The organism is Micromonospora sp. WMMD730, assembly GCF_049178955.1.
In the GTDB taxonomy this organism is placed as follows: Bacteria; Actinomycetota; Actinomycetes; order Mycobacteriales; family Micromonosporaceae; genus Micromonospora; species Micromonospora wenchangensis.
Genome location: NZ_JBMHML010000002.1, coordinates 1,803,766 through 1,827,209 on the forward strand (window position 1 = coordinate 1,803,766; position 23,444 = coordinate 1,827,209).

Consider the following 23,444-nt stretch of genomic DNA (forward strand, 5'->3'; position numbering starts at 1 on the left):
CACAATGGCGATGACGGCTGCGGTCAAGGACGAGCTGAGCCGGGTCGACGTGCCCAAGCCCTGCTGCCGGCGGGCGGAGATGGCCGCGCTGCTGCGGTTCGCCGGTGGGCTGCACATCGTCTCCGGTCGGGTGGTGGTGGAGGCCGAGTTGGACACCGGGGCGGTGGCCCGTCGGCTGCGCCGGGAGATCGCCGAGGTCTACGGCTATCCCAGCGAGATCCACGTGCTCGCCTCCGGGGGGCTGCGCAAGGGCAGCCACTTCATCGTCCGGGTGGTCAAGGACGGCGAGGCGCTGGCCCGGCAGACCGGCCTGCTCGACGTCCGGGGCCGGCCGGTACGCGGGCTGCCGCCGCACGTGGTGGCGGCGAACGTCTGCTGCGCGGTGTCGGCCTGGCGGGGCGCGTTCATGGCGCACGGCTCGCTGACCGAGCCGGGCCGCTCCAGCGCCCTGGAGATCACCTGCCCGGGTCCGGAGTCGGCGCTGGCCCTGGTCGGCGCGGCCCGCCGGATCGGCATCACCGCCAAGAACCGCGAGGTGCGCGGCGTGGACCGGGTGGTGGTCAAGGACGGTGACGCGATCGCCGCGCTGCTCACCCGGATCGGCGCCCATTCCAGCGTGCTGGCCTGGGAGGAGCGTCGGGTCCGCCGCGAGGTGCGGGCCACCGCCAACCGGCTGGCGAACTTCGACGACGCCAACCTGCGCCGCTCGGCGCGGGCCGCGGTGGCCGCCGCCGCCCGGGTCACCCGGGCGCTGGAGATCCTCGCCGACGACGCCCCGAACCACCTCACCTCGGCCGGTCAGCTCCGGCTGGAGCACCGGCAGGCGTCGCTGGAGGAGTTGGGCGCGCTGGCCGACCCGCCGTTGACCAAGGACGCGATCGCCGGGCGGATCCGCCGGCTGCTGGCGCTGGCCGACAAGCGGGCCCGTGACCTGGGCATCCCGGATACCGAAGCGGCAGTCACGCCGGACATGCTCGTGGTCTGATAGGACGGTGGGCCGCCATCCCGCGGGCGCGTGCGAGGCACGGGCCGGTGGGCGTGACGTGCCCCGGGTCGGGTGGGTGGGGCGTGCCGTGCCGTCGACCCGACGGGGTCACCACCCGCCGCATGGCGGCGGGGCACGCTCGGATAGGGTCGATGGGTACGGCAAGGGGGCCGGCACAGGCACTCCTCGCCGTGCACGCCGCCTCGGGCGGTCAGGTCCTCCCAGACCGTGGCGGGGTGGCCGAGACGAATCGTCAACGGCCGGCTCACCGGCCGGCGCACACACCTCCGCCGGCCCGTTCTGACGTCGGCGGACCAGAACGCGAGGAGATGGGACCTGTGACCATCCGGGTTGGCATCAACGGCTTCGGCCGCATCGGCCGTAACTTCTTCCGGGCCGTGCTGGCGTCCGGCGCCGACATCGAGGTCGTCGCCGTGAACGACCTGACCGACAACGCGACGCTCGCCCACCTGCTCAAGTACGACAGCATCCTCGGTCGCCTGCCGCACGAGGTCAAGGCCACCGCCGACGAGATCACCGTCGGTGGCAAGACCATCAAGGCGTTCGCCGAGAAGGACCCGGCGAAGCTGGCGTGGGGCGACGCCGGCGCGGACGTCGTCATCGAGTCCACCGGTTTCTTCACCGACGGCACCAAGGCCAAGGCGCACATCGACGGCGGGGCCAAGAAGGTCATCATCTCCGCCCCGGCGAAGAACGAGGACGTCACGGTCGTCATGGGCGTGAACCACGACCAGTACGACCCGGCCAAGCACACCATCATCTCGAACGCGTCGTGCACCACGAACTGCCTGGCCCCGATGGCGAAGGTCCTGCAGGACACCTTCGGTATCGAGAAGGGCCTGATGACCACGATCCACGCGTACACGCAGGACCAGAACCTCCAGGACGCGCCGCACAAGGACCTGCGTCGCGCCCGCGCCGCCGCGCTGAACATCGTCCCCACCTCGACCGGTGCCGCCAAGGCGATCGGGCTGGTGCTGCCGGTGCTCAAGGGCAAGCTGGACGGTTACGCGCTGCGGGTGCCGATCCCGACCGGCTCGGCCACCGACCTGACCGTCGAGGTCGGCCGGGAGACCACCGTGGACGAGGTCAACGCCGCGATCAAGGCTGCCGCGGACGGCCCGCTCAAGGGCATCCTGGTCTACAACGAGGACCCGATCGTCTCGTCCGACATCGTCACCGACCCGGCGTCGTGCATCTTCGACGCGCCGCTGACCAAGGTCATCGGCAACCAGGTGAAGGTCGTCGGCTGGTACGACAACGAGTGGGGCTACTCCAACCGGCTCGTCGACCTGGTCAAGCTGGTGGGTTCCTCGCTGTGAGTGCGAGGAGTGAGCTTGCGAGCCCCAGCCGCTGGCGCGAGGAGCGAGCGCAGCGAGCCCCGCAGTCGCGAGCTGAAGCCGGCGCAGTCACGAACGGAGAGTTAGCTCTGTGAGCATCCGCAACCTCGACGACCTGCTCGCCGAGGGGGTGTCGGGTCGGCGCGTGCTGGTGCGCGCCGACCTGAACGTCCCGCTCGACAAGCAGACCGGGGAGATCACCGACGACGGCCGGATCCGGGCCGTCCTGCCCACCCTGGGCGCGCTCGTGCAGGCCGGGGCGAAGGTCGTGGTCTGCTCGCACCTGGGTCGCCCGAAGGGTGCCCCGGACCCGCAGTACAGCCTCCGCCCGGTCGCCGGGCGGCTCGGTGAGCTGCTCGACGCGCCTGTGCACTTCGCCACCGACACCGTCGGCGAGTCCGCCCGCGCCACCGTGGACGCGCTGGCCGACGGCCAGGTGGCCCTGCTGGAGAACCTCCGCTTCAACAAGGGGGAGACCAGCAAGGACGACACCGAGCGGGGGGCCTTCGCCGACCAGCTCGCCGCGTTCGGCGAGGCGTACGTGGACGACGCGTTCGGCGCGGTGCACCGCAAGCACGCCAGCGTCCACGACGTACCGGCCCGGCTGCCGCACGTGGCGGGCCGGCTGGTGCTGCGTGAGGTGGAGGTGCTGTCCCGGCTGACCGGCGAGCCGGAGCGCCCGTACGTGGTGGTGCTCGGCGGTTCCAAGGTCTCCGACAAGCTGGCGGTCATCGAGGCGCTGCTGCCGACCGTCGACCGGCTGCTCATCGGCGGCGGGATGTGCTTCACCTTCCTCAAGGCCCAGGGCCACGAGGTGGGCACCTCGCTGCTGGAGGAGGAGATGGTCGAGACCTGCGGCAACCTCCTGGCCCGTGCCGACGGCAAGATCCTGCTCCCGGTGGACGTGGTGGCGGCCGACGCCTTCGCTCCGGACGCCGCGCACGACACGGTGCCGGCCGACGGCATCCCCAGCCACCGGCTCGGCCTGGACATCGGCCCGGAGACGGTGGCCGGCTTCACCGCCGCGCTCGCCGGGGCGAAGACGGTCTTCTGGAACGGCCCGATGGGCGTGTTCGAGATGCCGGCCTTCGCGGGCGGCACCCGGGGTGTGGCCGAGGCGATCACCAAGACCGACGCGTTCACCGTGGTCGGTGGCGGTGACTCGGCGGCGGCGGTCCGGGCCCTCGGCTTGGACGAGTCGTCGTTCGGGCACATCTCCACGGGTGGCGGCGCTTCCCTGGAGTACCTGGAGGGCAAGACCCTCCCCGGCATCGCGGCCCTGGAGAACTGATGGCGAGCGTCACCCGCCGGCCGCTGATGGCCGGCAACTGGAAGATGAACCTCAACCACCTCGAGGCCAACCTGCTGGTGCAGAAGCTGGCCGCGAGCCTCACCGAGCAGCAGCTCACCGCCGTCGAGACGGTGGTCCTGCCGCCCTTCACCGACCTGCGCACCGTGCAGACCGCGGTGGACGGCGACAAGCTGCTCATCGGCTACGGCGGGCAGGACCTGTCGCCGTACCAGTCCGGCGCGTACACCGGGGACATCTCCGGGGCGATGCTGGCCAAGCTGGGCTGCACCTACGTGGCGGTCGGGCACTCGGAGCGGCGGCAGTACCACTACGAGGACGACGCGATCGTCAACGCGAAGGTGGCCGCCGCGCTGGCCAACGGGCTCACCCCGATCCTCTGCATCGGTGAGGGCCTGGAGATCCGCGAGCAGCTGCGGCACGTCCCGCACTGCTGCGACCAGCTCGACGGCGCCCTCAAGGGGCTCACCGCCGAGCAGGTCACCAAGGTCGTGGTCGCGTACGAGCCGGTCTGGGCGATCGGCACCGGCAAGACGGCCACCCCCGAGGACGCCCAGGAGGTCTGCGGGGAGGTCCGCAAGCGGCTGGTCGAGACCTACGACCAGGGCACCGCCGACCAGGTCCGGATCCTCTACGGCGGCTCGGTGAAGTCGTCGAACGTCGCGTCGATCATGTCCCAGCCGGACGTGGACGGGGCGTTGGTGGGCGGGGCCAGCCTCGACGCCGAGGAGTTCGCGAAGATCTGCCGCTTCCCGGAGCACACGGTCGCCTGATCGCTCGCTATTCTTGACTCCGCCCGTCCACCGGTCGGTGCCGCCGTGCCCGATCTGTCCGGGCGAGGATCGTAACGAGAGGACTGACCCCAGCCATGCCGATCTGGTTCGCATACACGTTGATCGTGTTGCTGGTCATCACGAGCGTTCTGCTCACCATGCTCATCCTGCTGCACCGGGGTAAGGGCGGCGGGCTGTCGAGCATGTTCGGCGGTGGGGTCAGCTCCAGCCTGGCCGGCTCGTCGGTGGCCGAGAAGAACCTGGACCGCTACACCGTCCTGGTGAGCATCGTCTGGTTCGCCTGCATCGTCGGGCTCGGCCTCTGGCTCCGGCTCCAGCTCAACAGCGGGTCCTGAGCGACACGATCAGGTCGTACAATCTGCGCGCGGTCCGTCACGGACCGCGCGCAGTTGTTTTCTCCGCCACCGTCGCCCACCGCCAGCCTCAGGCGGTGGTCCCCTCCGACGACAGGAGCGAGTGTGCCCAGTGGCAACGTCATCCGCGGTTCCCGGATCGGTTCGGGGCCGGAACGCCCCACCGAACGGTACGAGCCGGCCCCCCGCCGCGCGGTCACCTACTGGTGCCGCAACGACCACGCCACCGAGATCCGGTTGGCGTTGGACGCCGAGGAGCCGGCCGTCTGGGACTGTCCGCGCTGCGGCCTGCCCGCCGGCCAGGACGCCCAGAACCCGCCCGGACGTACCCGTCCCGAGCCCTACAAGACCCACCTGGCGTACGTGAAGGAACGGCGTACCCCGGAGGAGGGGGAGGCACTGCTGGCCGAGGCGTTGGCCGCGCTGCGCCGCCGCCGCGGCCGGGAGTGACCACCGCGGCGGCGTGAGCCGACCGGCGGGCGGGCGGACCGCCCGGCGCTCAGCGCAGGCTGCGCAGCCGGGTCGGCACGTCGGCCGCCGCCGCCCGGTCGAGCAGCCACAGGGTCCGCGAGACGCCCTGCACCCCGGCCGCCGGGAGCTGCTTCGGGCCGGCCCCGGCCAGCGCCATCCCCACCGCCCGCGCCTTGTCGGCCCCGCTGGCGACCAGCCAGACCTCCTCGGCGGTGTTGATCGCCGGCAGGGTGAGGGTGGTCCGCACCGGCGGCGGCTTCGGGCTGCCCCGCACCGCGCTGACCGGCCGGGTGTCGTGGTGCACCGGGTGCTCGGGGAAGACCGACGCCACGTGCCCGTCCTCACCGACACCCAGCATCAGCACGTCGAAGTGGGGCAGCGCGGCATGGCCGGGCCGGGCCGCCCGGGCCAGCTCCTCGGCGTACGCGGCGGCACCGGCCTCCGGGTCGTCGCCGGTCGGGCCGTCGGTGGCCGGCATCGGGTGCACCCGGGCCGGGTCCAGCGGCATCGCGTCCAGCAGCGCGGCGCGGGCCTGCGTCTCGTTGCGCTCCGGGTCGCCCGCCGGCAGGAACCGCTCGTCGCCCCACCAGACGTCCACCCGGGACCAGTCGACGGCGTCGTGGGCGGGCAACGCGCCCACCGCCCGGTAGACCGCCGCGGCGATCCGCCCCCCGGTCAGCACGATCGACGCCGCGCCCCGCTCCGCCTGCGCGTCGAGCAGCTTCACCACCAGCCGGGCCGCCACCGCCTGCGCCAGCAGGTCGGCGTCGGCGTGCACGGCGACACTCGCCTCACTCATGTTGGCCTTTCCTGACCGCGCGACGCGGTCCTGGTCGTCGTGGCGGGAACCGGTCGGCCCGCCGGGTGCCGGTGGGGAACTCGTCGTGCCGGGCCGCCCGTGGGCGGGCAGGCACCGTACGCCGGTGGGCGGCCCCGCAGGACCGCCCACCGGCGTACGTCAGGATGCGCTGGTGCCGGCGTGTGTGCTGACGCCGGCCTCCGCCCGGCGCGCGGTGGCCGGGTCCTTCCAGACGTGCACCCGCTGCGCCGGGCGCTGTTCCAGGCCGGACAGGCCGGCCGCCGCGCCCAATGCCTCGGCGTACACCTGGTCGGTGTCGAGCCGGCGCAGCTCCTCGGCCAGCTCGTCACCGAGCGGCCGGCGCACCAGCGGCAGCACCCGGTCGTCCTGGCCGGTACGCCGGAACGTCGCCAGGCTGTCGTCCCGGGTCAGCGTCAGCTCGTCACCGTTTTCGCAGCGTAGCTGCACCTGACGCATCCTCGGGTGGTCGTCGGTGTGCTGCCACTGCGGGTCGATGCCGAGCCGGGCGGCCAGCCAACCCCGCATCAGCGCCGCCGTCGGGTCGGTACGCGGGGCGACCACCGTCGCCTCGGTGACCCGCGCCTCGGTGGTGTCGAACGCCCCGGCGACCAGGGTGCGCCACGGGGTGATCCGGGTCCACGCCAGGTCGGTGTCCCCGGGGGCGTAGTCCCGCGCCCGCTCCCGCAGCGCCTCGATCGGGTCGACGGCCTGCGCGCAGTCGGTGATCCGCCGGTCGGCGACCACCCCGAGGAAGTCGGTGGCGATCTCCGCCGGTGGTTCGCCGTGCCACCAGGTGACCACCGGCACGTCCGGCACCAGCAGCGGCATCACCACCGACTCGGCGTGCAGGGCGAGCCGGCCGTACATCCGGGTCACCACCGCCTCGCACGGGCCCAGCCGGCCGCCGACGACGATCTCCGCGTCCAACCGGTTGCGTTCCCGCTCCACGTCGGCGCGGACGACGACGAGCAGCCGGCACGGGTGCGCGGCGGCGGCGATGGTGGCCGCCGCCTCCGCGTCCCGGACCCGCTTCTCGTCGACCACGACGATCAGGGTGAGCGCCATCCCGCTGGCCACCCCGCCCGCGCTGCGCCGCTCGGCGGCGAGCGCCTTGACCACCTCGTTGCCGGTGGTGTCCCACAGCCCGATCACTGGTGCCTCCCGGTCCGCCCGCTGTGCCTGCTACCTACCTGCCCGTTCACGCCCGCCGCCAGGCGCGGCCCTCGCGGGCCAGCATCTCGTCGGCGGCCCGGGGACCCCACTCGCCGGAACGGTACGGCTCCGGCTTGGTGCCCTCCCAGGCGTGCTCCAGCGGGTCCACCACCGCCCAGCTCTGCTCCACCTCGGCGGCGTCCGGGAAGAGCGTCCGGTCGCCGATCAGCACGTCCAGCACCAGCCGCTCGTACGCCTCGGGGCTGGACTCGGTGAACGCCTCGCCGTACTGGAAGTCCATCGCGATGTCGCGGACCTCCATCGTGGTGCCGGGCACCTTCGACCCGAACTTCAGCACCACGCCCTCGTCCGGCTGCACCCGGATGACGAGCTGGTTGTTGCCCAGCGACTCCATGTCGGCCGTGTTGAACGGCAGGTGCGGCGCCTTCTTGAACATGATGGCCACCTCGGTGACCCGCCGGGGCAGCCGCTTGCCGGCCCGGATGTAGAACGGCACCCCGGCCCAGCGCCGGTTCTGGATGCCCAGCTCGACGGCCACGTACGTCTCGGTGGTCGAGTCGGCGGGGACGCCCTCCTCGTCGAGGTAGCCGACGGCCCGCTGGCCGCCCACCCAACCGGGCAGGTACTGGCCACGTACGGTGTCCCGGGCGACGTCCTTCGGCAGGGTGATCGCCTTGAGCACCTTCAGCTTCTCGGCCCGGATCTCGTCGGCGTCGAAGCTGGTGGGCTCCTCCATGGCGACCAGGGCGAGCAGTTGGAGCAGGTGGTTCTGGAGCACGTCGCGGGCGGTGCCGACCAAGTCGTAGAAGCCGGCCCGGGTGCCGATGCCGACGTCCTCGGCCATGGTGATCTGCACCGAGTCGACGTACTTGGAGTTCCACAGCGGCTCGAACAGGTTGTTGGCGAACCGCAGGGCGAGGATGTTCTGGACCGTCTCCTTGCCGAGGTAGTGGTCGATCCGGAAGACGTCCTGCCGGGTGAACACGTCGTCGACCAGGTCGTTGAGTTCCTTGGCCGAGGGCAGGTCGTTGCCGAACGGCTTCTCCACCACCACCCGCCGCCAGCCGCCGCACTTCTCGTTGTCGGCCATTCCGGTGCGGGCCAGTTGCTTGAGCACCACCGGGAAGGCCGTCGGGGGGATGGAGAAGTAGAACGCGGCGTTGCCGTGGATGCCGTGGCTGTCGCGCAGCTGGTTCAGCGTCGCGGCGAGCTTGTCGAAGGCGGCGTCGTCGTCGAACGAGCCACCGACGAACTTGATGTTGCCGGCCAGCCGGCCCCACACCTCCTCGCGCCACGGTGTCCGGGCGTGCTGCTTGGCCGACTCGTGGGCCAACGCCTCGAAGTCGCCGTCGCCCCAGTCGCGGCGGGCGAAGCCCAGCACCACGAAACCGGGGGGCAGCAGGCCCCGGTTGGCCAGGTCGTAAACCGCCGGCAGCAGCTTCTTGCGCGCCAGGTCACCGGTCACCCCGAAGATCACCAGGGCGCACGGCTCCGGGATCCGGGGGAGTCGTCGGTCCTGCGCGTCGCGCAGCGGATTCACGCCGCCTCCTCGCTCCGTGTGGTCCATGTCGTCCATCGTCACGCCCGCCATCGTCCGATCGCATCCAGCAGCCGGGCCGGCCCGGCCGGCCTGTCGGTCAGGTACGGCGGTGGCACCGGCCCGGGTCGGTCGGCCGGTGCCACCGGGCCGCCCCGCGCGTGCGGGGCGGCCCGTACGGCGGCGGGCGCGGTCGATGCGACCGCGTCCGCCCCGTGCACCGCGAGACCGGCGGCGGCATCGGCCGGGCCGGTCAACAGGTCAATCACCCGCGACACCCCGTCGGGGCGCCGGCGGCGTGGGGCGTCGCGGGGACCGGCCCCGCGACGCGTCCGACGCCGTTGGTCACGCGTTCCCGCCGGCCCGCTGGGCCGCCTCGGCGTTGCCCTTCGCGGCCTCGTTCGGGGCGCCGGCGCCCTGCGCCGCGGCGGCCAGCGACGTGCGGACGCCGTCGAGCAGCTCGCTCCAGCTCGCCTCGAACTTCTCCACGCCCTCCCGTTCCAGGGTGGCGATCACGTCGTCCACGTCGATGCCGACGGCGGCCAGGTCGGCGAAGACCTGCCGGGCCGCGTCGTACGCGCCGGTGATGGTGTCGCCCCGGGTCTCCCCGTGCTCGGCGTACGCCGTCACGACCGACTCCGGCATCGTGTTGACGGTGCCCGGCGCGATCAGCTCCTCGACGTAGATCACGTCGCGGTAGTCCGGGTTCTTGGTCGAGGTCGACGCCCACAGCGGGCGCTGCGGGTGCGCGCCGGCGTCGGCCAGGGCCTGCCACCGGTCGGAGGAGAAGACCTCGGTGTAGCGCTCGTAGGCGAGCTGGGCGTTGGCCACGGCGGCCTTTCCGCGCAGCGCCTTGGCCTCCTCGGAGCCGATCTTGTCCAGCCGCTTGTCGATCTCGGAGTCGACCCGGGAGACGAAGAACGAGGCCACCGAGCCGATGGTGGACAGGTCGTGGCCGTTGGCCTTGGCCTGCTCCAGGCCGGCGAGGAACGCCTCCATCACCGCCGAGTAGCGGTCCAGCCCGAAGATCAGCGTCACGTTGACGCTGATCCCCTCGGCCAGGGTCGCGGTGATCGCCGCCAGCCCCTCCTCGGTCGCCGGGATCTTGATGTACAGGTTCGGCCGGTCCACCAGCCACCACAGCGCCTTGGCCTCGGCGACCGTCTTGTCGCTGTCGTGGGCGACCCGGGGGTCGACCTCGATGGAGACCCGGCCGTCGACGCCGGCACTGCCGTCGTACGACGGGCGCATCACGTCGCACGCCCAGCGCACGTCGTAGGTGGTGAGCATCCGGACGGCCTCTTCGACCTCGATGCCCCGGGTGGCGAGGTCCTTGAGCTGCCAGTTGTACTCGTCGGCGTCGCTGAGCGCCTTGGCGAAGATGGTCGGGTTGGTGGTCACCCCGGCCACGTGCTGCTCGCGGCGGAGCTTGTCCAGCCCGCCGGAGCTCAGTCGTACCCGGGAAAGGTCGTCGAGCCAGACCGCCACTCCGGCGGCGGTGAGTTCACCCAGTCTGTCCGTCATGTCGTCCACGCTCCCCTCAGTTGCCGGTCGTGAAACCGGTGATGTCGCCCACCCGGGTCAGCGCCGCGTGCGCGGCGGCGACGATCCGGTCGGGGGTGAAGCCGAACTGCTCGAACAGCACGGTGTGCGGGGCGCTGGCCCCGTAGTGCTCCAGGCTGACGCTCTCGCCCAGGTCACCGACGATGCCCCGCCAGGACATCCCGATCCCGGCCTCGACGCTCACCCGGGCCTGCACCCCGCGCGGCAGTACCGACTCGCGGTACGCCTCGTCCTGCTCGTAGAACCACTCCTGGCAGGGCATCGAGACGACCCGGGTGGGGGTGCCGTCGGCCTCCAGCCGCTCCCGGGCGGTGAGGCAGAGCTGCACCTCGGAACCGGTGCCCACGATGATCACCTGCGGCTTGCCGTTCGACGCCTCGGCCAGCACGTAGCCGCCCTTGGCGGTGCCCTCGGCGCCGGCGTACTGCTCGCGGTCCAGGGTCGGCAACGCCTGCCGGCTCAGCGCCAGCGCGGTCGGCCGGTCGGTGTGCTCCAGGGCCTGCCGCCACGCCCAGGCGGTCTCGTTGGCGTCGGCGGGCCGGACCACGTCCAGGCCGGGGATGGCGCGCAGCGCGGTCAGGTGCTCCACCGGCTGGTGGGTCGGGCCGTCCTCGCCGAGACCGATCGAGTCGTGCGTCCAGACGTACGTCACCGGCAGCTTCATCAGGGCGGCGAGCCGCACCGAGGGGCGCATGTAGTCGCTGAACACCAGGAAGGTGCCGCCGTACGGGCGGGTGCCGCCGTGCAGGGCGATGCCGTTGAGGATCGCGCCCATCGCGTGCTCACGGATGCCGAAGTGCAGCGTGCGGCCGTACTCGTGGCCGGGGAAGTCCTTGGTGGCGTGGGCGGCCGGGATGAACGACGGCTCGCCCTTCATGGTGGTGTTGTTGCTCTCGGCCAGGTCGGCCGAGCCGCCCCACAGCTCCGGCAGCACCGGGGCGAGGGCCTCCAGCACCTTGCCGGAGGCGGCCCGGGTGGCCACGCCCTTGGCGTCGGCGGGGAAGGTCGGCAGCGCGTCCGTCCAGCCCTGCGGCAGCACCCGGCCGGCGATCCGGTCGTAGAGCGCCTTGCGCTCCGGGTTGGCCTGCGCCCAGCCGTCGAACTCGCCGGTCCACGCCTGCTCCGCCTCGCCGCCGCGGGTCAGCACCCCACGGGCGTGCGCGAGCACCTCCTCGTCGACCTGGAAGCTCTGCTGCGGGTCGAAGCCGAGGATCTCCTTGGTGGCCTTCACCTCGTCGCCGCCGAGCGCCGAACCGTGGATCTTGCCGGTGTTCTTCTTGTTGGGCGCGGGCCAGCCGATGATGGTGCGCAGCGCGATGAACGAGGGGCGGCCGGTCTCGGCCTTCGCCGCCAGCAGCGCCTGGTACAGCGCCTCGACGTCCTCGTGGTAGTCGCCCTGGTCGGCGTCGCCGGCCCGCCAGTCGACGGTCTGCACGTGCCAGCCGTACGCCGCGTAGCGGGCCGCCACGTCCTCGCTCTTGGCGATGCGGGTGTCGTCCTCGATGGAGATCTCGTTGTCGTCGTAGATCAGCGTGAGGTTGCCCAGCTGCTGGTGCCCGGCCAGCGCACTCGCCTCGTGGCTGATGCCCTCCTCGATGTCGCCGTCGGAGGCGATGCACCAGATCTGGTGGTCGAAGACCGACGTCCCCGGCTCGCTCTCCGGGTCGAACAGGCCCCGCTCGCGGCGGGCGGCCATCGCCATGCCCACCGCGTTGCCCAGGCCCTGCCCGAGCGGGCCGGTGGTGGTCTCCACCCCGGGGGTGTGGCCGTGCTCCGGGTGGCCCGGGGTGAGCGAGCCCCACTGCCGCAGCGACTTCAGGTCGTCCAGGCTCAGCGGGTAGCCGGCGAGGAAGAGCTGGATGTAGAGCGTGAGGCTGGAGTGCCCGGCGGACAGCACGAACCGGTCCCGGCCGGGCCAGTTCGGGTCGGCCGGATTGTGCCGCATCACCCGGTTGAACAGCAGGTACGCCGCGGGCGCGAGGCTCATCGCGGTGCCGGGGTGGCCGTTGCCGGATTTCTCCACGGCATCCATGGCCAGGACGCGGACGGTGTCGACGGCCCGGCGGTCGAGGTCGGTCCAGTTGAGTGCGGGTCGGTTGGCAGCCACTATGGTTGTGCTCCTCGGCAGATGGGCGGAACCCTCACTGGTGACCCTATCGAGCGGGTCTAAACGTCCGCCCGGGGATCTCAGCAGGCAGTTACGTACGGGCGGGCCGGATCGTTCGGTCACCCGTCAGGTGTGACGGCCCGCACCGTTGTCGGGTCGCCCGGGCAGCGAAAACGACGACGCGTAGTGTGTGGTGCGGTGTGTGGACCCCGACGGGGTCCCGCCGAACCGACTTCCCCTGCCGACGCCGGAAGGTGGCAATCCGTGAGCATGATCACCGAGCGCCCCGTCAGCAACTCTGCCGGGCAGCCGCCGGTGCGCACGGTGGGCGGGCGGCCGACGGCCCGTCGGCGGGACGTCCGGGCGGTGGTGTCGGCGTACGTGACGCTCACCAAGCCGCGCATCGTGGAGCTGCTGCTGGTGACCACGGTGCCGGCGATGATGCTCGCCGACGGCGGCCTGCCGTCGCTGTGGCTGATGGCGGTGGTGCTGGTCGGCGGCTCGCTGGCCGCGGGTGCGGCGAGCGTGATCAACTGCTACATCGACCGGGACATCGACCAGTTGATGCGGCGCACCAAGCGGCGTCCGCTGCCGACGCACACCGTGTCGCCGCGCAGCGCCCTGGTCTTCGGGCTGGTGCTGGCGGCGGTGTCGCTCGCGCTGATGGCGACGTTCACCAACCTGCTGGCCACCGCGCTGACGCTGGCCGCGATCGTCTACTACGACCTGGTCTACACGCTCTGGCTCAAGCGCACCACGACGGCGAACACCTTCTGGGGTGGGGCCTGCGGGGCGGCGCCGGTGCTGATCGGCTGGGCGGCGGTGACCGGGTCGCTGGCCCCGGCTGCCTGGGTGCTGTTCGCGGTGGTCTTCTTCTGGCAGATGCCGCACTTCTACCCGTTGGCGATGAAATACAAGGACGACTATGCCCGCGCCGGCATCCCGATGCTGCCGGTGGTGGCCTCGCCCCGGCGGGTCAACGCCGAGATCCTGATCTTCGCCTGGCTGACGGTGGTGACCTCGCTGGCGCTGTGGCCGCTGGGTATGAGCGCGGTCTACGGGGTGCCGACCGCCGTGGTGGGCGCCGTCTTCCTGGTCGAGGCGCACAGGCTCTGCCGGCGGGTGACCCGGGGTGAGCCGGTCAGGCCGATGCGGCTGTTCCACTGGTCGACGACCTACCTGACCATCGTGTTCGTCGCGGTGGCCCTCGACGCCCTGATCTGACCCGGCGTCCCGGTCGCCGCCCGCCGCGTCGACCGGCGCGGCCCGTCGGGCCGGGTGTGGTCGTCGCGTGGGGGAGCGTCGTGGGCGGTCCGGACGATCCGACCCGCCGGACGGGTCCGGAATCCTGCCCGGATGGTGGGATTTTCGGTGGGCGCGGCAAGCCGCCGCAAGCTGGACACATCGGGGCAATGTCGCTGGCGCTTTTTGCCCGCACTTATCCGACACGGTCGGACAATCCGCCCGCGCTTTCCGATAAACCCTCGGGTAATTGGTATCACAAATAGTTCATGATTCTCGCGCGTCGGGGTGGAAGTCTGCTTAGGCTTCGCGTCATGGCAGAAGGTTCCGATACGACGCTGACGGCCGAGCAGACCGCCGGAGCGGCCCCCACCGGGCTGGTCGCGGGCATCAGGTCCTTCGCCGCCGCCCACGGCGGCGCGAAGGCGGTCATCGAGTACGTCGGCAAGCGTGGTGCCCGGATCGTCCTGGTCGGCACCGACGGTGCGTGGGGCGACCAGTTCGCCGAGGACACCGTCACCGCCCGGGAGGCGTGCTCCCAGGCGGGAGTCGCCGTCGAGAACGCCTGGGAGCGCGAGCTGATGGACCAGATGCGGCCGAGCAACGACCTGTGGCGGTCGATGGCCCGGCGCACCATGTCCCGTTGATCCACGACCCGACCCACCACCAGTCGACCCGGGGGGAACCCCGGGTCGCTCTCGTCACCTGCTCCCGTTTCGCCGACCTCTACTCCGACGACCGGCTCGTGCTCGCCCCGCTTTCGGCCCGGGGCGTCACCGTCGAGGCGGCCGTCTGGGACGACCCCCGGGTCGACTGGGCCGGCTACGACCTGGTGGTGCTCCGCTCGCCCTGGGACTACGCCCCGCGCCGCGACGAGTTCGTCGCCTGGGCCGGCACGGTGCCCACCCTGGTCAACCCCGTCGACGTGGTGCGGTGGAACACCGACAAGCGCTACCTCGGCGAGCTCGCCGCCGCCGGGGTGCCCACCGTGCCGACCTCCTGGGTCGCGCCGGGCGACGACTGGGTCCCGCCGTCGACCCCCGGCTGGTACGTGGTGAAGCCGACGGTCAGCGCCGGCAGCCTCGACACCGGCCGGTACGACCCCGCCGACCCGACCCACCGGGACCTGGCCGTGGCGCACGTGCGCCGGCTGACGGCCGCCGGCCGGACCGCCATGGTCCAGCCGTACCTGGACGCGGTGGACACCGCCGGGGAGACCGCCCTGCTCTTCGTGGCCGGCCCGGACGGCCTGACGTTCAGCCACGCCATCCGCAAGGGTGCCATGCTCGACGGCCCCGACCTGGGCGTCGAGGGCCTGTACCGGCCGGAGCGGATCGACCCGCGCACCCCCACCGGGGAGCAGTTGGCCGTCGCCGACCGGGTGCTGGCCGAGGTCCCCGGCGGGTCGCAGCGGCTGCTCTACGCCCGGGTGGACCTGATCCCCGGGCCGGACGGCGCACCCGTGCTGATCGAGCTGGAGCTGACCGAGCCGTCGCTGTTCCTCGGCCACGCCGACGGCGCCGCCGAGCGGCTCGCCGACGCGGTGCTGGTCCACCTCGCCCGCCGCTGACCCGGCCCGGCCGCGCCCGGCCGGCCGCGCCGCCTCGGGGCCGGCGCGCGGCCGAGCCCGGTGACGCTCAGACGGTCGCCGGCACCCGCTGCTGCTCGGCCGGCGGCGTCGCCGGGTCGGCGGCGACCGGCCGGCGCTCCCGGGTCGACCAGAGCACCGCCAAGGTGGCCAGCAGCACCAGGCAGGAGCCGAGCATGTGCGCGGCGACCAGCACGCCCGGCAGGTGGGTGAAGTACTGCACGAAACCGATCAGGCCCTGCCCCAGCTCCACCGCCACCAGCACGAGCGCGGCGCGGGCCGGGCCGGTCGCGCCGACCGCCCGAAACGCCAGGACCAGCGCGACGGAGAGGCCGATCAGCAGGAACACCCCGTCGGCGTGCACCTGGGAGATCGTCTCCGGGTCCAGCCCGTTGCGGGCGGCCCCGTGGTCGCCGGCGTGCGGGCCGCTGCCCGTCACCCAGGTCCCGACCACCAGCACCGCGACGCTGACGGCGGTGGTGATCCGGGCGAGGGTACGCAGCGGCCCGGGCACCACCGGCACCACCGGCCCGTCCGGGTCGACGATCCGCCGCCAGAGGGCGTACGCGGCGGCGATGACCGCCATCGAGGCGAGGAAGTGCAGCCCGACCACCCACGGGTTCAGGTTGGTCAGCACGGTGATCCCGCCGATCACGGCCTGCGCGGGGATGCCGAGGAACACCGCCACCGAAAGCCCCGTCAGCCCGGCGCGTCGGGGCCGGTGGGCCAGTACGGCCAGCAGGGTGGCCAGCGCGATCGCCCCGACGGCGAAGGTGAGCAGCCGGTTGCCGAACTCGATCACCCCGTGCACGCCCATCTCGGCCGTGGTGGTGTACGACGCGTCGGTGCACCGGGGCCAGGTCGGGCAGCCGAGCCCCGACGCGGTGAGCCGGACCGCCCCGCCGGTCACCACGATGGCCACGTTGGCGACGATCGAGGCGTACGCGAGGCGGCGCAGCAGGGTGGTCGAGACCGGGAACCGGACGGATCGCTTCACGGAGCGAATCCTACGCACCGTAGTTGATCCCGATCGGGTGACTCGGCCGGCCCGGTGGGCCGGATCACCGGGGTCGGGTTTGCGACCCCCCGGCGAATTACGTAACGTTGGCGTTGTGAAAAACGCGGCGGCGCTCTCCGGGCACCCGCCGACGGCCGCCCCGGCCGTCGGCGTCGGCGCGCGGTCCCGCCGTGCCGTGCGGCGCGGACCCGACGCACCGCACCGCGGCGCGCCGGACCCGACGCCGGCCGCCGCCGACCTGTCCACCCGTGACCGGGTGACCCGGCTCCTGCTGGAGCAGGGGGCGGCCACCGCCGGCCAGCTCGGCTCGGCACTCGGTCTCAGCCCGGCCGCGATCCGCCGGCACCTCGACGCGATGCTCGCCGACGGCGACGTGGTCGCCCGGGAGCAGACCGTGCGGGGCAGCCGGGGGCGGGGCCGACCGGCGAGGGTCTTCCTGCTCACCGACGCGGCCCGGGGGCGCTGCGGCACCCACCACTACGACAACATGGCCACCGCCGCGCTGCGCTGGATCGCCCGCAACGGCGGCCCGGACGCGGTCGAGGCGTTCGCCGCCGACCAGGTCGCCGCGTTGGAGGCCCGCTGCCGGGCCGCCATGGAGGACGCCGGCGACGATCCGTTGGCCCGGTCCGAGGCACTTGCCGGTGCGCTCACCGCCGAGGGCTACGCTGCCAACGCGTCCACGATCGCCTCGGGCGGGCAGCTCTGCCAGCACCACTGCCCGGTGGCGCACGTGGCCGCCGAGTTCCCCCAGCTGTGCGAGGCCGAGACGGCGGTCATCTCCCGTCTGGTCGGCACCCACGTGCAGCGTCTGGCCACCATCGCGCATGGCGACGGGGTGTGCACCACGCACATTCCGACCCAGCCGCGCGCCCAGTCCGGTAACACCGTCACCACTGTGAGGACAGATAGATGACCGAGCAGATCGTCCAGCCCCTGACCCAGGAAGAGCAGCTCGCCGCGCTCGGTCGCTACGAGTACGGCTGGGCCGACCCCGACGTCGCCGGGGCGGCCGCCCAGCGCGGTCTCAACGAGGCGGTGGTGCGGGACATCTCGGCCAAGAAGAACGAGCCGGCCTGGATGCTCGACCTGCGGCTCAAGGGTCTGCGGCTGTTCGGCCGTAAGCCGATGCCGTCCTGGGGCGCCGACCTCACCGGGATCGACTTCGACAACATCAAGTACTTCGTGCGCTCCACCGAGAAGCAGGCCACCAGCTGGGAGGACCTGCCGGAGGACATCAAGAACACCTACGACCGGCTGGGCATCCCGGAGGCCGAGAAGCAGCGGCTGGTCGCCGGCGTCGCGGCCCAGTACGAGTCCGAGGTGGTCTACCACAAGATCCGCGAGGACCTGGAGGAGCAGGGTGTCCTCTTCCTGGACACCGACACCGCCCTCAAGGAGCACGAGGACGTCTTCAAGGAGTACTTCGGCACGGTGATCCCGGTCGGCGACAACAAGTTCGCCGCGCTGAACACCTCCGTGTGGTCCGGTGGCTCGTTCATCTACGTGCCGAAGGGCGTGCACGTGGAGATCCCGCTGCAGGCGTACTTCCGGATCAACACCGAGAACATGGGCCAGTTCGAGCGGACGCTGATCATCGTCGACGAGGGCGCGTACGTGCACTACGTCGAGGGTTGCACCGCGCCGCTCTACTCGTCCGACTCGCTGCACAGCGCGGTCGTCGAGATCATCGTCAAGAAGAACGCGCGCTGCCGCTACACGACCATCCAGAACTGGTCGAACAACGTCTACAACCTGGTCACCAAGCGGGCCGTCTGCCACGAGGGCGCGACCATGGAGTGGGTCGACGGCAACATCGGCTCCAAGGTGACCATGAAGTACCCGGCGGTCTACATGACCGGCGAGCACGCCAAGGGCGAGGTGCTCTCGGTGGCGATGGCCGGTGAGGGCCAGCACCAGGACGCCGGGGCCAAGATGGTGCACGCCGCGCCGCACACCAGCAGCACCATCGTGTCGAAGTCGATCGCCCGGGGCGGCGGCCGTACCTCGTACCGGGGGCTGGTGCAGGTGCTGGAGGGCTCGCACCACAGCCGCAGCACGGTCAAGTGCGACGCGCTGCTGGTCGACACCATCTCCCGCTCGGACACCTACCCCTACGTCGACATCCGCGAGGACGACGTGTCGATGGGGCACGAGGCGACCGTCTCCAAGATCAGCGACGACCAGCTCTTCTACCTGATGAGCCGGGGGCTGAGCGAGGACGAGGCGATGGCGATGATCGTGCGCGGCTTCATCGAGCCGATCGCCAAGGAACTCCCGATGGAGTACGCCCTGGAGCTCAACCGCCTGATCGAACTCCAGATGGAGGGCGCGGTCGGCTGACGCCGCCCCGCCGCCCCACGACACCGTCGTCCCGGACAGACAGACCAAGGAAGAGATGACTACCCAGGCTTCCGCGCCGCCCAGCACCAAGTCGCAGGCGCTCCGCTCGTACGACGTCGCCGACTTCCCGGCCCTGACCGGCCTCGAGGAGGAGTGGCGCTTCACCCCGCTCAAGCGGCTCCGTGGGCTGACCGACGGGGCGCAGGCCGCCACCGGCACGGTCCGCCACGAGTACGCCGACCTGCCGGCCGGCGTCACCGTCGGGCGGATCGGCCGGGACGACCCCCGGGTGGGCAGCGTGCTCACCCCGGTCGACCGGGTCAGCGCGCTGGCCTACGGCGGCGCCGGTGAGGCGCTGCTGGTCGAGGTCGCGGCCGAGGCCGTGGTCGACGCGCCGGTGAGCCTGCGGGTGGTCGGGGACGACGCCGCCGGGCTGGCCTTCGGGCACACGTTCGTCGACGTGGGCCGGTTCGCCGAGGTGGTGCTGGTGCTGGAGCACGTCGGCGCGGCGACGCTCGCCGACAACGTCGAGGTGGCGGTGGCCGACGGGGCGAAGCTGACCCTGGTCACGGTCGCCGACTGGGCCGCCGACGCGGTGCAGGCCCAGCACCTGAAGGTCCGCCTCGGCCGCGACGCCAAGGTGTCGCACATCCAGGTCAGCCTGGGTGGCGACCTGGTCCGCCAGTACACCACTGTCGAGTACACCGGCCGGGGCGGCGAGGCCGAGCTGTACGGCGTCTACTTCGCCGACGGCGGCCAGCACCTGGAGCACCGCCAGCTCGTCGACCACAACGTGCCCGACTGCCGCAGTCACGTCGGCTACCGGGGCGCGTTGCAGGGCGAGCAGGCGCACACCGTCTGGGTGGGCGACGTGCTGATCCGGGCCGAGGCGACCGGCACCGACACGTACGAGATCAACCGGAACCTGCTGCTCTCCGACGGCGCGCGGGCGGACTCCGTACCCAATCTGGAGATCGAGACCGGCGAGATCGCCGGTGCCGGCCACGCCAGCGCGACCGGCCGGTTCGACGACGAGCAGCTGTTCTACCTGATGGCCCGGGGCATCCCGGCGGACGAGGCGCGTCGCCTGGTGGTCCGGGGCTTCTTCGCCGAGGTGATCAACAAGATCCCGGTCGAGTCGCTGCGTGAGCGGCTCGGCGACGCGATCGAGGCCCGGCTCTCGAAGGCCGGGGCCTGACATGATCAGGATCTGCGCGACCGAGGACGTGCCGAAGGGCACCGTGATCAGCGCCGACGTGGACGGCCTCCAGGTCGCCGTCGTGCACGGCACCGACGGCGAGTTCTACGCGGTGCACGACGAGTGCTCGCACGCCTCGGTGGCCCTGTCCGAGGGTGAGGTCGAGGGCTGCACGCTGGAATGCTGGCTGCACGGTTCCCGGTTCGACCTGCGCACGGGTGAGCCCACCGGGCTGCCCGCCACCGAACCCGTTCCCGTCTACGCCGTCGAGGTCCGCGACGGCGACATCTACCTTCCCGTGGGCGCCGACGGCCGCCCGACGCCGAGCAATGGAGTGACCCGATAATGAGCACCCTGGAGATCCGCGACCTGAAGGTGTCGGTCAAGCTGCCCGAGGGTGAGCTCAAGCCGATCCTGTCCGGCGTCGACCTGACCGTCCGGTCGGGGGAGACCCACGCGATCATGGGCCCGAACGGCTCCGGCAAGTCGACCCTGGCGTACTCGGTCGCCGGTCACCCCAAGTACGAGATCACCGGCGGCTCGGTGACCCTCGACGGGGTCGACGTGCTGGAGATGACCGTCGACGAGCGGGCCCGCGCCGGCCTCTTCCTGGCCATGCAGTACCCGGTCGAGGTGCCCGGCGTCTCGGTGGCGAACTTCCTGCGTACCGCGAAGACCGCCATCGACGGCGCGGCCCCGAAGCTGCGTACCTGGGGCGGCGAGCTGCGCGGCGCGATGGAGAAGCTCCAGATGGACCCGGCGTTCGCCCAGCGCAACGTCAACGAGGGCTTCTCCGGCGGCGAGAAGAAGCGGCACGAGATCGTGCAGCTCGAACTGCTCAAGCCCAAGATCGCCATCCTCGACGAGACCGACTCCGGCCTCGACGTGGACGCGCTGCGGGTGGTCAGCGAGGGGGTCAACCGGGTTCGTGACACCGGCGACACCGGCCTGCTGCTGATCACCCACTACACCCGCATCCTGCGCTACATCAAGCCCGACTTCGTGCACGTCTTCGTGGCCGGCCGGATCGTCGAGCAGGGTGGGCCGGAACTGGCCGACAAGCTCGAGGACGAGGGCTACGAGCGGTACGTCGCCGGAGCCGGCGCGGCGCGGGCCTGACACACGGACGGGGACCGCTGAGATGACCACCATCGCCATCCCGGACGGGATGCCGCAGTACGACGACGTGCCGCGCTTCGACGTGGCCGCGGTGCGGGCCGACTTCCCGATCCTCGACCGGGAGGTCAACGGGCACCGGCTGGTCTACCTCGACAGCGCCAACACCTCGCACAAACCCCGCCAGGTGCTCGACGTGCTCGCCGGGCACTACGCGATGCACAACGCCAACGTGTCGCGCTCGGTGCACACCCTGGGCACCGAGGCGACCGAGGCGTACGAGGGGGCGCGGGCGAAGATCGCCGCGTTCGTCAACGCGCCGAGCGTCGACGAGGTGGTGTTCACCAAGAACTCCACCGAGGCGATCAACGTGGTGGCGTACGCCTTCTCCAACGCCTCGCTGCGCGCCGACGCCGACGAGCGGTTCCGGCTCGGCCCCGGCGACGAGATCGTGATCTCCGAGATGGAGCACCACTCGAACATCGTCCCGTGGCAGTTGCTGGCCGAGCGGACCGGCGCGACGCTGCGCTGGTTCCCGGTCACCGACACCGGCCGGCTGGACGAGTCGGGGCTGGCGGACCTGGTCACCGAGCGGACGAAGATCGTCGCGCTGGTGCACACCTCCAACATCCTCGGCACGGTCAACGCCACCGCCCGGATCACCGAACGGGTCCGCCAGGTGGGCGCGCTGCTGCTGCTCGACTGCTCGCAGTCGGTGCCGCACCAGCCGATCGACGTGGTCGACCTGGACGCCGACTTCATCGTGTTCACCGGGCACAAGATGTGCGGGCCGACCGGCATCGGCGTGCTGTGGGGGCGGGGCGAGCTGCTCGCCGCGATGCCCCCGGTCATGGGCGGCGGCTCGATGATCGAGACGGTGTCGATGGCCCGGTCCACGTTCGCCGCGCCGCCGGCCCGGTTCGAGGCGGGCACCCCGCCGATCGCCGAGGCCGTCGCGCTCGGCGCGGCGGTCGACTACCTCACCGGCGTCGGGATGCGGGCGATCCAGTGGCACGAGAAGGAGCTGACCGCGTACGCGCTGGACGCGCTCGCGACCGTGCCGGGCCTGCGGATCTTCGGCCCGACGGTGCCGGTGGGCCGGGGCGGCACCATCTCGTTCGCGCTCGGCGACGTGCACCCGCACGACGTCGGGCAGGTCCTCGACTCGCTCGGCGTGCAGGTGCGGGTGGGCCACCACTGCGCCAAGCCCGTCTGCACCCGGTTCGGGGTGCCGGCGATGACCCGGGCGTCGTTCTACCTGTACACCACCACGGAGGAGATCGACGCCCTGGTGGCGGGTCTCGAACAGGTGCGGAGGATCTTCGACTGATGCAGCTGGACCAGCTCTACCAGGAGATCATCCTGGACCACTACAAGCGCCCGCAGGGGCGTGGGCTGCGCGACGCCGACCGCCCCGACGCGGAGGTGGGCGAGGCGCACCACGTCAACCCGACCTGCGGCGACGAGGTCACCGTACGGGTGGCCGCCGTCGGCGACATCGTGGTGGACATCTCCTACGACGGTGCGGGCTGTTCGATCAGTCAGGCGTCGGCGAGCGTGCTGTACGACCGGCTCTCCGGCCGGTGCGCGGGGGAGATCGCCGCCGTGCACGCGGGGTTCGTGGCGTTGATGTCCGGCCGTGGCCAGGTCACGCCGGACGAGGAACTACTCGGTGACGGGGTGGCTTTCGCGGGTGTCGCCCGCTACCCGGCCCGGGTCAAGTGCGCGCTGCTGCCGTGGATGGCGTTCAAGGACGCCGCGGCACGCGCGGGGGTGGGCGTGAGCCCGACGGAGGTGGAGGCATGAGCGAGAACACCGCTACCGCGGCGACGCCGGAGACCGGCGACGCCAGCACGACGACCGACGCGGTGACGCCGCCGGCCACCAACGGTGCCGCCGGCCCGGCGGACGCCGCCGCGACCCCGGCGACCGACGGTGTCGCCGGCACCACGGCCGCCGACGGTGTCGCCGGGTCCCCGGCCGCCGACGGCCCGGCGGAGGCCGCGTCGAGCGGCAGCCGGGCGGCCCTCGCCGACATCGAGGAGGCGATGAAGGACGTCGTCGACCCCGAACTCGGCATCAACGTGGTCGACCTCGGCCTGGTGTACGGCGTGCACGTGGACGACCAGAACGTCGCCACCCTGGACATGACGCTGACCTCGGCGGCCTGCCCGCTCACCGACGTGATCGAGGACCAGGCCCGGCAGGCGTTGACCACCGGCCCCGGTGGGGGACTGGTCGACGACATCCGGATCAACTGGGTCTGGCTGCCGCCGTGGGGGCCGGACAAGATCACTGACGAGGGGCGGGACCAGCTCCGTTCCCTCGGCTTCAACGTCTGACCTGCGGTCCGACCTCACGGGCGCGGCACCCACACCGGGTGCCGCGCCCGCCGTCGTCCACCCGCCCTGCCCCACCCGCCCTGCCGTGCCCCGGCCCGGGTCCGGGTCCGGGCGGGGTGATCGA

Annotated in this window: 24 protein-coding genes; 17 read left to right on the top strand and 7 right to left on the bottom strand. The window is 72.1% G+C overall.

Annotated features, from left to right (window positions below):
* Positions 1-4 precede the first annotated feature (4 nt).
* The 6 genes from whiA (at position 5) to ACN265_RS08205 (ending at position 5,252) form a co-directional block, all read left to right on the top strand.
* Positions 5-985 (top strand): DNA-binding protein WhiA, encoded by a 981-nt coding sequence (whiA, locus tag ACN265_RS08180; protein WP_067304387.1) that lies wholly within the window; start codon positions 5-7, stop codon positions 983-985.
* A 338-nt stretch (positions 986-1,323) separates the two neighbouring features.
* Entirely contained in the window at positions 1,324-2,328 is a 1,005-nt protein-coding gene (gene gap / locus ACN265_RS08185) for a type I glyceraldehyde-3-phosphate dehydrogenase (RefSeq protein WP_357935857.1), read from the top strand.
* Positions 2,329-2,437: 109 nt separating this feature from the next.
* The gene (locus ACN265_RS08190; protein ID WP_421406595.1) at positions 2,438-3,637 is read left to right on the top strand and encodes a phosphoglycerate kinase; all 1,200 of its coding nucleotides are present in this window, start codon (positions 2,438-2,440) and stop codon (positions 3,635-3,637) included.
* Positions 3,637-4,428 (top strand): triose-phosphate isomerase, encoded by a 792-nt coding sequence (gene tpiA, locus ACN265_RS08195; RefSeq protein WP_088645053.1) that lies wholly within the window; start codon positions 3,637-3,639, stop codon positions 4,426-4,428. The genes ACN265_RS08190 and tpiA overlap by 1 nt, the downstream gene beginning before the upstream one ends.
* Before the next feature lie 95 nt (positions 4,429-4,523).
* Positions 4,524-4,784, top strand: coding sequence for a preprotein translocase subunit SecG (secG, locus tag ACN265_RS08200; RefSeq protein ID WP_088645052.1), 261 nt, complete (start codon positions 4,524-4,526; stop codon positions 4,782-4,784).
* Between the two features lie 123 nt (positions 4,785-4,907).
* Positions 4,908-5,252, top strand: a complete 345-nt coding sequence (locus ACN265_RS08205) for an RNA polymerase-binding protein RbpA (RefSeq protein WP_302745032.1) — start codon at positions 4,908-4,910, stop codon at positions 5,250-5,252.
* 49 nt (positions 5,253-5,301) lie between these two features.
* On the opposite strand, the gene pgl is transcribed toward ACN265_RS08205, so the two are convergent.
* The 6 genes from pgl to tkt all read right to left on the bottom strand — a co-directional run bounded on the left by pgl (position 5,302) and on the right by tkt (position 12,473).
* On the bottom strand, positions 5,302-6,072 hold the full coding sequence (gene pgl / locus ACN265_RS08210; RefSeq protein ID WP_420117706.1) for a 6-phosphogluconolactonase: 771 nt from the start codon (positions 6,070-6,072) through the stop codon (positions 5,302-5,304).
* 159 nt (positions 6,073-6,231) lie between these two features.
* On the bottom strand, positions 6,232-7,245 hold the full coding sequence (locus tag ACN265_RS08215) for a glucose-6-phosphate dehydrogenase assembly protein OpcA (protein ID WP_204926088.1): 1,014 nt from the start codon (positions 7,243-7,245) through the stop codon (positions 6,232-6,234).
* 46 nt (positions 7,246-7,291) lie between these two features.
* On the bottom strand, positions 7,292-8,833 hold the full coding sequence (zwf, locus tag ACN265_RS08220; protein ID WP_421411419.1) for a glucose-6-phosphate dehydrogenase: 1,542 nt from the start codon (positions 8,831-8,833) through the stop codon (positions 7,292-7,294).
* A gap of 11 nt (positions 8,834-8,844) precedes the next feature.
* Positions 8,845-9,072, bottom strand: coding sequence for a hypothetical protein (locus ACN265_RS08225; RefSeq protein WP_363651820.1), 228 nt, complete (start codon positions 9,070-9,072; stop codon positions 8,845-8,847).
* 76 nt (positions 9,073-9,148) lie between these two features.
* Complete coding sequence (gene tal / locus ACN265_RS08230) at positions 9,149-10,327, bottom strand: transaldolase (protein WP_421406598.1); 1,179 nt, start codon at positions 10,325-10,327, stop codon at positions 9,149-9,151.
* Positions 10,328-10,343: 16 nt separating this feature from the next.
* Positions 10,344-12,473 carry a transketolase gene (tkt, locus tag ACN265_RS08235; protein WP_421406600.1) on the bottom strand — a complete coding sequence of 710 codons (2,130 nt, stop codon included), beginning with the start codon at positions 12,471-12,473 and terminating at the stop codon, positions 10,344-10,346.
* Positions 12,474-12,737: 264 nt separating this feature from the next.
* Between tkt and ACN265_RS08240 the strand changes: the two genes are divergently transcribed.
* The 3 genes from ACN265_RS08240 (at position 12,738) to ACN265_RS08250 (ending at position 15,285) form a co-directional block, all read left to right on the top strand.
* A complete protein-coding gene (locus ACN265_RS08240; RefSeq protein ID WP_204926092.1) occupies positions 12,738-13,697 on the top strand; it encodes a heme o synthase in 960 nt (319 codons plus the stop codon).
* A 332-nt stretch (positions 13,698-14,029) separates the two neighbouring features.
* Positions 14,030-14,362, top strand: a complete 333-nt coding sequence (locus ACN265_RS08245; RefSeq protein ID WP_204926093.1) for a hypothetical protein — start codon at positions 14,030-14,032, stop codon at positions 14,360-14,362.
* Positions 14,362-15,285 (top strand): ATP-grasp domain-containing protein, encoded by a 924-nt coding sequence (locus tag ACN265_RS08250; RefSeq protein WP_421411421.1) that lies wholly within the window; start codon positions 14,362-14,364, stop codon positions 15,283-15,285. The genes ACN265_RS08245 and ACN265_RS08250 overlap by 1 nt, the downstream gene beginning before the upstream one ends.
* A gap of 67 nt (positions 15,286-15,352) precedes the next feature.
* On the opposite strand, the gene ACN265_RS08255 is transcribed toward ACN265_RS08250, so the two are convergent.
* The gene (locus ACN265_RS08255; RefSeq protein WP_421406603.1) at positions 15,353-16,318 is read right to left on the bottom strand and encodes a COX15/CtaA family protein; all 966 of its coding nucleotides are present in this window, start codon (positions 16,316-16,318) and stop codon (positions 15,353-15,355) included.
* A 178-nt stretch (positions 16,319-16,496) separates the two neighbouring features.
* Between ACN265_RS08255 and ACN265_RS08260 the strand changes: the two genes are divergently transcribed.
* Genes ACN265_RS08260 through ACN265_RS08295 form a run of 8 tightly spaced genes read left to right on the top strand, consistent with a single transcriptional unit; the run spans position 16,497 to position 23,320 of the window.
* Positions 16,497-17,237 carry a helix-turn-helix transcriptional regulator gene (locus ACN265_RS08260; RefSeq protein ID WP_420115813.1) on the top strand — a complete coding sequence of 247 codons (741 nt, stop codon included), beginning with the start codon at positions 16,497-16,499 and terminating at the stop codon, positions 17,235-17,237.
* Positions 17,234-18,664, top strand: coding sequence for a Fe-S cluster assembly protein SufB (sufB, locus tag ACN265_RS08265; protein ID WP_204926097.1), 1,431 nt, complete (start codon positions 17,234-17,236; stop codon positions 18,662-18,664). The genes ACN265_RS08260 and sufB overlap by 4 nt, the downstream gene beginning before the upstream one ends.
* Before the next feature lie 55 nt (positions 18,665-18,719).
* Positions 18,720-19,862, top strand: coding sequence for a Fe-S cluster assembly protein SufD (gene sufD, locus ACN265_RS08270; RefSeq protein WP_204926098.1), 1,143 nt, complete (start codon positions 18,720-18,722; stop codon positions 19,860-19,862).
* A 1-nt stretch (position 19,863) separates the two neighbouring features.
* Positions 19,864-20,208, top strand: a complete 345-nt coding sequence (locus ACN265_RS08275; RefSeq protein WP_204926099.1) for a non-heme iron oxygenase ferredoxin subunit — start codon at positions 19,864-19,866, stop codon at positions 20,206-20,208.
* Entirely contained in the window at positions 20,208-20,981 is a 774-nt protein-coding gene (gene sufC, locus ACN265_RS08280) for a Fe-S cluster assembly ATPase SufC (protein ID WP_204926100.1), read from the top strand. Before ACN265_RS08275 ends, sufC begins: the two co-directional genes overlap by 1 nt.
* Positions 20,982-21,003: 22 nt before the next feature.
* A complete protein-coding gene (locus ACN265_RS08285) occupies positions 21,004-22,308 on the top strand; it encodes a cysteine desulfurase (RefSeq protein WP_088645040.1) in 1,305 nt (434 codons plus the stop codon).
* Positions 22,308-22,784 carry a Fe-S cluster assembly sulfur transfer protein SufU gene (sufU, locus tag ACN265_RS08290; RefSeq protein WP_088645039.1) on the top strand — a complete coding sequence of 159 codons (477 nt, stop codon included), beginning with the start codon at positions 22,308-22,310 and terminating at the stop codon, positions 22,782-22,784. Before ACN265_RS08285 ends, sufU begins: the two co-directional genes overlap by 1 nt.
* Complete coding sequence (locus ACN265_RS08295; protein ID WP_232378083.1) at positions 22,781-23,320, top strand: metal-sulfur cluster assembly factor; 540 nt, start codon at positions 22,781-22,783, stop codon at positions 23,318-23,320. The genes sufU and ACN265_RS08295 overlap by 4 nt, the downstream gene beginning before the upstream one ends.
* Positions 23,321-23,444 lie beyond the last annotated feature (124 nt).

Bases quoted from the DNA above. Each gene is read 5' to 3' on its own strand.
- ACN265_RS08275 (WP_204926099.1), top strand. From the start codon at position 19,864: ATGATCAGGATCTGCGCGACCGAGGACGTGCCGAAGGGCACCGTGATC.
- secG (WP_088645052.1), top strand. From the start codon at position 4,524: ATGCCGATCTGGTTCGCATACACGTTGATCGTGTTGCTGGTCATCACG.
- ACN265_RS08285 (WP_088645040.1), top strand. From the start codon at position 21,004: ATGACCACCATCGCCATCCCGGACGGGATGCCGCAGTACGACGACGTG.
- pgl (WP_420117706.1), bottom strand. From the start codon at position 6,072: ATGAGTGAGGCGAGTGTCGCCGTGCACGCCGACGCCGACCTGCTGGCG.
- sufC (WP_204926100.1), top strand. From the start codon at position 20,208: ATGAGCACCCTGGAGATCCGCGACCTGAAGGTGTCGGTCAAGCTGCCC.
- ACN265_RS08245 (WP_204926093.1), top strand. From the start codon at position 14,030: ATGGCAGAAGGTTCCGATACGACGCTGACGGCCGAGCAGACCGCCGGA.
- sufD (WP_204926098.1), top strand. From the start codon at position 18,720: ATGACTACCCAGGCTTCCGCGCCGCCCAGCACCAAGTCGCAGGCGCTC.
- ACN265_RS08295 (WP_232378083.1), top strand. From the start codon at position 22,781: ATGAGCGAGAACACCGCTACCGCGGCGACGCCGGAGACCGGCGACGCC.
- whiA (WP_067304387.1), top strand. From the start codon at position 5: ATGGCGATGACGGCTGCGGTCAAGGACGAGCTGAGCCGGGTCGACGTG.
- sufU (WP_088645039.1), top strand. From the start codon at position 22,308: ATGCAGCTGGACCAGCTCTACCAGGAGATCATCCTGGACCACTACAAG.
- tpiA (WP_088645053.1), top strand. From the start codon at position 3,637: ATGGCGAGCGTCACCCGCCGGCCGCTGATGGCCGGCAACTGGAAGATG.
- zwf (WP_421411419.1), bottom strand. From the start codon at position 8,833: ATGGACCACACGGAGCGAGGAGGCGGCGTGAATCCGCTGCGCGACGCG.
- sufB (WP_204926097.1), top strand. From the start codon at position 17,234: ATGACCGAGCAGATCGTCCAGCCCCTGACCCAGGAAGAGCAGCTCGCC.
- tal (WP_421406598.1), bottom strand. From the start codon at position 10,327: ATGACGGACAGACTGGGTGAACTCACCGCCGCCGGAGTGGCGGTCTGG.